The 7,560-nt window shown below is 53.5% G+C and carries 10 protein-coding genes and 1 riboswitch; of the genes, 3 read left to right on the forward strand and 7 right to left on the reverse strand.

The window, feature by feature from the left end; translation table 11 throughout:
• Position 1: 1 nt before the first annotated feature.
• Entirely contained in the window at positions 2 to 361 is a 360-nt protein-coding gene (locus AU511_RS08105; protein WP_094109343.1) for an ArsC family reductase, read from the reverse strand.
• A 549-nt stretch (positions 362 to 910) separates the two neighbouring features.
• Here AU511_RS08105 and cspE point away from each other — a divergent pair.
• A complete protein-coding gene (gene cspE, locus AU511_RS08110; RefSeq protein ID WP_026738919.1) occupies positions 911 to 1,120 on the forward strand; it encodes a transcription antiterminator/RNA stability regulator CspE in 210 nt (69 codons plus the stop codon).
• Between the two features lie 47 nt (positions 1,121 to 1,167).
• Here the strand turns inward: cspE and crcB are convergent, their stop codons facing one another.
• On the reverse strand, positions 1,168 to 1,551 hold the full coding sequence (gene crcB, locus AU511_RS08115) for a fluoride efflux transporter CrcB (RefSeq protein WP_094099727.1): 384 nt from the start codon (positions 1,549 to 1,551) through the stop codon (positions 1,168 to 1,170).
• Between the two features lie 70 nt (positions 1,552 to 1,621).
• A riboswitch (Fluoride riboswitch) is annotated at positions 1,622 to 1,682 on the reverse strand.
• 94 nt (positions 1,683 to 1,776) lie between these two features.
• Here crcB and AU511_RS08120 point away from each other — a divergent pair.
• Complete coding sequence (locus tag AU511_RS08120) at positions 1,777 to 2,583, forward strand: deaminated glutathione amidase (protein ID WP_094109344.1); 807 nt, start codon at positions 1,777 to 1,779, stop codon at positions 2,581 to 2,583.
• A 135-nt stretch (positions 2,584 to 2,718) separates the two neighbouring features.
• Entirely contained in the window at positions 2,719 to 2,925 is a 207-nt protein-coding gene (gene tatE, locus AU511_RS08125) for a twin-arginine translocase subunit TatE (protein WP_094109345.1), read from the forward strand.
• Between the two features lie 101 nt (positions 2,926 to 3,026).
• On the opposite strand, the gene lipA is transcribed toward tatE, so the two are convergent.
• From lipA to rlpA, 5 genes are all read right to left on the reverse strand, one after another.
• Positions 3,027 to 3,992, reverse strand: coding sequence for a lipoyl synthase (gene lipA / locus AU511_RS08130; protein ID WP_094099630.1), 966 nt, complete (start codon positions 3,990 to 3,992; stop codon positions 3,027 to 3,029).
• A gap of 173 nt (positions 3,993 to 4,165) precedes the next feature.
• Positions 4,166 to 4,876 carry a lipoyl(octanoyl) transferase LipB gene (lipB, locus tag AU511_RS08135; protein ID WP_094109346.1) on the reverse strand — a complete coding sequence of 237 codons (711 nt, stop codon included), beginning with the start codon at positions 4,874 to 4,876 and terminating at the stop codon, positions 4,166 to 4,168.
• Positions 4,877 to 4,981: 105 nt separating this feature from the next.
• Complete coding sequence (ybeD, locus tag AU511_RS08140) at positions 4,982 to 5,245, reverse strand: DUF493 family protein YbeD (protein ID WP_026738925.1); 264 nt, start codon at positions 5,243 to 5,245, stop codon at positions 4,982 to 4,984.
• Positions 5,246 to 5,362: 117 nt separating this feature from the next.
• Positions 5,363 to 6,574: a D-alanyl-D-alanine carboxypeptidase DacA gene (gene dacA, locus AU511_RS08145; RefSeq protein WP_094109347.1), complete on the reverse strand. Its 1,212-nt coding sequence runs from the start codon at positions 6,572 to 6,574 to the stop codon at positions 5,363 to 5,365.
• A 171-nt stretch (positions 6,575 to 6,745) separates the two neighbouring features.
• Positions 6,746 to 7,560 (reverse strand): endolytic peptidoglycan transglycosylase RlpA (gene rlpA / locus AU511_RS08150; protein ID WP_094109348.1); only part of this gene is annotated, 815 nt, incomplete at its 5' end.

Below are 7,560 nucleotides of genomic sequence, written 5' to 3' on the forward strand. Positions count from 1 at the left end.
GTTATTTCTCCTCCGCGAAAAATTGCTGGTAGCTGTCGTCGCTGAAGCCGAGCAGCGTTTTCCCATCCTCGTTCACCAATAAAGGACGTTTGATGAGTGCCGGCTGCTCCAGCATAACAGCTTTTGCCGCAGCGGAATTGTCGATCGTCTCTCGTCGGGTTTCGTCCAGTTTTCGCCAGGTTGTGCCGCGCTTGTTCAGCAGCGGTTCCCAGCCCAGGCTATCGATAAACGATTGCAGCAAAGTATCGTCCAGTCCATCCGCCCGGTAATCATGAAAACGATAGTCAATCTGGTGGGCCTCCAGCCAACGGCGGGCCTTTTTGATGGTGTCACAGTTCTTGATACCGTACATGGTCGTCATGGCTAATAAACCCTTTGTTTTTTATTAGGAATTAGGATGCAGATCATACCGTTTAATTTAGGTCTGATGCCATACCAATCTATTGGCGTTTTTCATGTAAAGCCAGAGGCTGTGACGGGAAGTGGGCAGAGGCGGGTGATTATTTATCTGGTGCCGGTTTAGCGGTCGACGAATAAATGAGGAAACCTGAGTAAATAAAAGAGGCTATTATTTGAGGCCTATTTATTAGGCCTGCCATTTCGGACGGAGAGGGTTTGTCGGGGAGGAGGTGTATGAATTTCGCGCTTCTTCTTTAGCTAAAAATGCTTTATTGCGTGGACGGTCTTTTACAGCCTTTTTTTTCTTATCCCAAAAATTGAATAAAAAATGGCGTTAGTTAGTTGTAAAAAGCATATTGCGCGCGAATGAAGGTCATAAAAGGCGCTGGTCGAATTTTTTAACGCTTTTTATTGCATTTCGTCGATGTTCAGCTGGACAAATGCTTCATCTATTGCTGTACTGTGCATGACACAGAGTTTGTGTCTTTCATTCATGTTAAAGGTAAGTTTGATGTCTAAGATTACAGGTAGCGTTAAGTGGTTTAATGAGTCCAAAGGATTCGGTTTCATTACTCCTGAAGATGGTAGCAAAGACGTGTTCGTACACTTCTCTGCCATCCAGAGCAATGGCTTCAAAACTCTGGCTGAAGGTCAGCGTGTAGAGTTTGAAATCACTAGCGGTGCAAAAGGTCCTTCTGCTGCTAACGTTATCGCTATTTAATTATACCGATTTCTAAAAAAACCCGCCCATTGGCGGGTTTTTATTTTTCAGTGAGCCGCCAGCCAGCTGACGAGAGAAAAAGCGAGTGCAGCCAGCGCTAGCGAACCGACAAAGCTCAACACCATATAGATCCCCGCCGTTAACCACTGTCCTTCTTGAATCATCCCAAGCATTTCCACTGAGAACGTGGAGAACGTTGTCAAGCCGCCGCAAAAACCGGTCGTCACCACCAGCTTCCAGTGCGAAGGCAAATCCGGTAAACGAACGAAATAGCTTGCCGCAGCCCCAATGATTGCCGCGCCAATCAGGTTGGCCATCAGTGTTCCGGTAGGTATTCCGGACGAGCCGCTGTTAAAACGCAGACTCAGCAGCCAGCGAGCGACGCAGCCAATACCACCACCGAAAAAAACAGCGAATAAATTAGCGTACATGGACATCTTTTATTTCCCCAGCAAGTTGGGCTAATCTCGGATGATGGGCATACGCGGTGTCTGGGTTCGAGAAGGCGTAGACATCATCAGCCAAAAGGCGGTTATGGAGAAATGTCATCTCCGTTGCCAACATCCAAAGTGTACCCCTTAGCACCGTTTTTTTATAGGGAAGGGCATCGGGCGCCGATTCATCGTGGTTTGTGATTCATCGAGTGAGGGAGTGCTATGAAAATTGCGCTGGGTCAGTTTGCCGTACAGCGGCAGTGGCAGGATAACGCGAATACGTGCATCAGGCTGATGCACGAGGCAACGGCCGCGGGAGCCCGCCTGCTGGTGCTGCCGGAGGCGGTGCTGGCGCGAGATAACGCTGATGCTGAGTGGGGCATCAATCACGCGCAGCCTTTGAACGGGCCTTTCGTGAGCCAGCTCCTCTCGGCCAGTGAGTCATCATCCCTCACCATCGTCTTCACGCTTCATACCCCAGCTGAAGAGGGACGCGTGTATAACACGCTGTTGGTTTTGCGTCGGGGGGAAGTGTTGGCGCATTATCACAAGCTCCACCTCTACGATGCCTTCTCCTGGCAGGAGTCTAAACGCGTCACTCCGGGGGAGATGCTTCCCCCGGTGATCGACATCGACGGGATAAAGGTCGGCATGATGGTCTGTTACGACCTGCGTTTTCCGGAGATGGCGCGACTGCTAGCGCATAAAGGTGCCGATGCACTGGCGCTTCCCGCCGCCTGGGTGAAAGGCACGCATAAAGAGATGCAGTGGGCGCTATTGAATCGAGCCCGTGCGCTGGAAAATACCTGTTATCTGATCGCCGTGGGTGAGTGCGGCGTGAAGAATATTGGCAATAGTATGGTGGTCGACCCGATGGGGATTGTCGTCGCACAGGCGGCGGAAGAACCTGCGTTGCTCTATGCCGATCTGAGTGTGGAGCGAATTCAACGTGTGCGCCGTCAATTACCTGTTCTGAATCATAGCCGCTTCGAACCGCCTGTATTACGCTGTAAAGGTGACTTCGGCTAATGGATTGCATCCGAGGTACGGGAGTGCCGGTCTTATTTTGTTACAGATGACCGTTGTATTATGATGAAGGCCGTCTTAAAACGGGGCGAGGCACAAGTGCTGGCTGTCCCAGCGTATAAAATCAGGTAGGTATTTATGGAAGGTATCAGCATTGCCAAACTGTTGGTGATTGGCGCATTGATCGTTCTGCTCTTCGGCACCAACAAACTGCGTAGCCTGGGTGGCGACCTGGGAGCGGCGATCAAGGGCTTCAAAAAAGCCATGAACGACGATCAGGCGACGGCTAAAACACAGACTCCGGAAGAACCTGCTGCGCTCAACGACGTGCGCAACAAGGAATAATCATTTTTCAATGATGCCGGGCGTGCAGCGGACGGGATCCCGTCCGCTCAGTCTTGGTTCCCCACCGGCAAACTGTAATCATTTATTGCCGGATAGACGGATTATTTGACCTCTTCACCCTTCGCCTGCAGGTCGGCGTGGTAAGACGATCGCACGAAAGGCCCGCAAGCAGCATGTGTGAATCCCATCGCCAGCGCTTCCTGTTTCATCTCATCGAACTCTTCCGGCGGCACATAGCGTTTCACCGCAAGATGGTGGCGGCTGGGTTGCAGGTATTGGCCTAACGTCAGCATCGTCACGCCGTGACGGCGGAGGTCGCGCATGACTTCCACAATCTCTTCATTGGTTTCACCCAGCCCTACCATCAGTCCCGATTTCGTCGGGATATCCGGATGCGCGGCCTTAAAGTTTTCCAATAGTTTGAGCGACCACTCGTAGTTGGCGCCGGGACGGACCTGTCGATAAAGCCGTGGTACGTTTTCCAGGTTATGGTTGAAGACGTCCGGCGGGCTGGCATTGAGAATCTCCAACGCGCGATCCATGCGGCCGCGGAAGTCCGGCACCAGCGTTTCAATCTTAATCTGCGGACTTTTACGGCGGATTGCGCTAATGCAGTCGGCGAAGTGCTGAGCGCCGCCGTCACGCAAATCATCACGGTCTACCGATGTGATAACGACATAACGCAGATCCATATCGTGGATCGTCTGCGCCAGCTTTTCCGGTTCATTGGCGTCGGGCGCGATCGGTCGGCCATGTGCAACATCGCAGAAGGGGCAGCGGCGGGTGCAGATTGCGCCAAGGATCATAAAGGTGGCCGTACCGTGGTTGAAACATTCAGCCAGGTTAGGGCAGGAGGCTTCTTCACAAACCGAATGCAGTCCATTGCGGCGCATGGCATCTTTGATTCCCTTGATCCGGCTTGAGTCGGCAGGGAGTTTGATTTTCATCCATTCGGGTTTGCGCAGCATATCCTGGCGTTCAACGGCAACGGTCCGTACAGGAATCAAGGCCAGTTTATCGGCGTCGCGGTATTTTACGCCACGTTCGATCTGAATCGGTTTACTCATGTTTGCGTAAGTTCCAGTTCTGAATCGCTGTCATGAATTAACGACTAATTCATGAATCGCGTGAGTCGTTAAACTTTTTTTTAAAAAACTCACAAAATTATATCATCTTTGCCCGGTGACAATCAGCCCTTGAACAAGCAAAAAGCATCATTGGTGTAAATGAAATGTAATGATTATGCCGGGCGGTCGGGCGAAAAATACGCCGTCGGTTGCGGTTCTCCCTGCTGTTCCCACGCCCAGTCTATCCATTTGCTCTCTGTGTAGCCGAGTCGCTGCATAAAAGCGGCGGTTAGGACGGGGGCCGTATCTTCAACGGTCGCTCCGGGTATGAGATCGTGAATCTGCGTCATCTGCATACCCGCATAACCACACGGGTTGATGCGCTGAAAAGGCGACAAATCCATCGCAATATTAAGCGCCAGACCATGGAAAGAGCAGCCATGCCGAATGCGCAAGCCCAGCGAGCAGATTTTTTTATCGCCGACATACACACCGGGTGCGTCCGGGCGAGCATGGGCATTAATCTCGAAATGCGCCAGCGTATCGACGACGGTCTGTTCAATCGCGCTAACCAACTGACGGACGCCGACTTTGCGGCGTTTAATGTCAATCATGGCATACATCACCTGCTGGCCCGGGCCATGATAGGTGACCTGTCCCCCGCGGTCGCTTTGGATGACCGGGATATCTCCCGGCATCAGCACGTGTTCCGCCTTGCCCGCCTGTCCCTGCGTGAACACCGGGGAGTGCTGAACCAGCCATAGCTCGTCAGCGCTGTCGCCATCGCGTTGTTCGGTGAAGTGGTGCATCGCCAAGGAGACTTGCTCGTAAGGGAGTATGCCTAGCTGACGTATGATGATCTTGTTATGTTCCACTGGCGTCATCTTCGAAGTCGGGAATGAATGGCGGTCAGTATACCGGATACCGCCGTGAGGACGAATAACGCTTGCTGTTTGCGCCGGCCTTCCGGTGGGAAGCAGCCGACGAAATTAAAGCACCATACGTACGATGTCGATTTTTCCGAGCTCTTCGTACAATGTCTCGACCTGCTCGACATGCGTCGCGTTAATCGTAATGGAAACCGAGTGGTAGTTGCCCTTTGCGCTGGGTTTGATTTGCGGCGTGTAATCACCCGGCGCATGGCGCTGTACCACTTCAACCACCTGATCGACAAGCTCCGGCTGCGCCAGCCCCATCACCTTGTAGGTGAAGGAGCAGGGGAATTCAAGCAGTTCGTTGAGTTTAGTTTTCATTGTGAGACTCCAGAGTGGTGTTCTAACGGTAAGACGATAAAAAGTATAACTCCCGCCGAGGCGGGAGTGTGGTTATCCGTGTGATATGGGGGCTTAGTGCCCGAAAACAAGAGGGGATCAGCTGAACCAGCGGTGGAACATCAGTTTTACATAGTCCATCAGTCGGCCGAAAATGCCGCCTTCCTTCACTTCGTTCATCACCACCAGCGGGCGCTGTTCAATGGTCTTGCCATCCAACTGGAAGTTGATGGTGCCGACGACCTGATTTTTGTTCAGCGGCGCGTGCAGTTCAGTATTGTTCAACACGTAGCTGGCTTTCAGATCTTTCATCCGACCGCGCGGAATAGTGATGTAGACATCCTTTTCAACGCTCAGCGCAACGCGATCGCTATCGCCGAACCAGACCGGTTCTGAAGCGAACTCTTTGCCGGATTTAAGCGGCGCCACGGTTTCAAAGAAACGGAAGCCCCAGGTCAGCAGTTTTTTGCTTTCCGTTTCACGGCCTTTGAATGTCCGCCCACCAAGCACGGCGGAAATCAGGCGTGTCTGACCTTCGGTCGCCGAGGCGACCAGATTGTAGCCAGCGGAGGAGGTATGGCCGGTTTTGATTCCGTCTACGGTCAGGCTGGAATCCCACAGCAGTCCATTACGGTTGGTCTGACGAATGTTGTTGAACGTGAACTCTTTCTCTTTATAGGTCGCGTACTCGTCCGGTACGTCGCGGATCAGCGCTTGGCCAATCAGCGCCATATCCCTAGCTGAACTGTACTGCCCTTCGGCATCCAGCCCATGTACAGTTTTAAACTGCGTATTTTGCAGGCCTAACGCCTTAACGTAGTTGTTCATCAGATTGACGAACGAGTCCTGACTGCCGGCGACATAGTCCGCCATGGCGACGCAGGCGTCGTTGCCCGACTGCAGAATAATCCCTTTGTTAAGCAGAGAGACGCTGACGCGATCTCCCGGCTTCAAAAACATCAGAGAAGACCCCTGAAACTCGGGGTTGCCGGTCGCCCAGGCATCTTTACCGATGGTCACAACGTCGTTAGGGGTGATTTTCCCCGCCTTGATGGCTTGACCGATGACATAACTGGTCATCATTTTAGTCAGACTGGCCGGATTACGACGGGTATCGGCGTTCATTTCCGCCAGGACTTTACCCGAATTGTAATCAATCAGAATATAAGCTTCGGCGTCGATCTGCGGTACGCCGGGGATCATGGTTTTAAGGTTGACGTCGTCGGCGTGGGCGAAGGTCGATGCGCAGAGTGCCAGTAGTGAGCCCAGTACGAGGCGTGGCATAAAACGAGTTGTGGTTTCTGTATTCATGATGGAACAACAACATCCATGGGTATGAGTTAAAAACGAGTCACACTATAGCAGATGAGGATCCTGGGCGGCATCAGATAATACGTTACGCAATTTTGCCGAAGGGTCCGGCCGGGCGACGTCTTGACGAGGAAAGACAATGTCGCTTCGGCTTCCACGAAGGATATCGGCTTACAGCGTCGTGATAAATGACTGCTGCTGCGCTTCGCTTGCCAGCCGCTGCTGTAGCTCTAGCGCCTGCTGTCGGCTGGTGAACGGACCTAACTGAACGCGATACAGGCCATTGTTCTGCGTGACGTTGCCTTTGACGTTGAAGCGGCTTTTTAGGCTGCTCAGCCAGGCGTCGGCGCGTTGTGAGTCCTTGAGCGCTCCGACCTGAACCACCACGTTGCCGCTAGCAGCGGGCGTAGTCGCTACCGCGGGAACGGCCGTTGAGGCCGCCGTCGGTTGCGATGTTTCCACAACGCCGTTGCGCAGCGGCTGAGGCGCGCCAAGGAATCCGCCGCTTGGCGTTGAATTGGCGGTTGGAGAGACGGTTGAGGCGGCGGTGTCCGTGGCCGTATCGGAGACGGGCGATGTCGTGATGGCGGCGGCTGCCGGGGACATCACCGGCGCGCTCATTCCGCCGGCACTAAGGTTAGGACGTTCGGGCAGGGCGAAGCTCTGCTTGGCCACCCGCGTGCCGACGGTGCCCGGCCCCGATAGCGTACCGTCGGGCGCCACGCTGATGAAGTCGACCTTGACGCGAGTATTGTTGGATATATTCAGTCGTTCACCGGCGGCGCGCGTCAGATCAATGATTCTACCCGACGTGAACGGTCCTCGATCGTTGACGCGGACCACCAGTTGACGACCATTGCTGAGGTTGGTCACGCGCACATAGCTGGGGATGGGCAGCGTCGGGTGCGCGGCGGCCAGCGCATTGGGATCGAACTCTTCGCCAATGGATGTGCGATTGCCCGAGAGTTCTTCGCCGTACCAGGTCG

The organism is Lonsdalea iberica (assembly GCF_002111585.1).
Taxonomy (GTDB): domain Bacteria; phylum Pseudomonadota; class Gammaproteobacteria; order Enterobacterales; family Enterobacteriaceae; genus Lonsdalea; species Lonsdalea iberica.

Coding starts and splice junctions, on each gene's coding strand:
- AU511_RS08105 (WP_094109343.1), bottom strand. CDS start 361: ATGACGACCATGTACGGTATCAAGAACTGTGACACCATCAAAAAGGCC.
- cspE (WP_026738919.1), top strand. CDS start 911: ATGTCTAAGATTACAGGTAGCGTTAAGTGGTTTAATGAGTCCAAAGGA.
- crcB (WP_094099727.1), bottom strand. CDS start 1,551: ATGTACGCTAATTTATTCGCTGTTTTTTTCGGTGGTGGTATTGGCTGC.
- AU511_RS08120 (WP_094109344.1), top strand. CDS start 1,777: ATGAAAATTGCGCTGGGTCAGTTTGCCGTACAGCGGCAGTGGCAGGAT.
- tatE (WP_094109345.1), top strand. CDS start 2,719: ATGGAAGGTATCAGCATTGCCAAACTGTTGGTGATTGGCGCATTGATC.
- lipA (WP_094099630.1), bottom strand. CDS start 3,992: ATGAGTAAACCGATTCAGATCGAACGTGGCGTAAAATACCGCGACGCC.
- lipB (WP_094109346.1), bottom strand. CDS start 4,876: ATGACGCCAGTGGAACATAACAAGATCATCATACGTCAGCTAGGCATA.
- ybeD (WP_026738925.1), bottom strand. CDS start 5,245: ATGAAAACTAAACTCAACGAACTGCTTGAATTCCCCTGCTCCTTCACC.
- dacA (WP_094109347.1), bottom strand. CDS start 6,574: ATGAATACAGAAACCACAACTCGTTTTATGCCACGCCTCGTACTGGGC.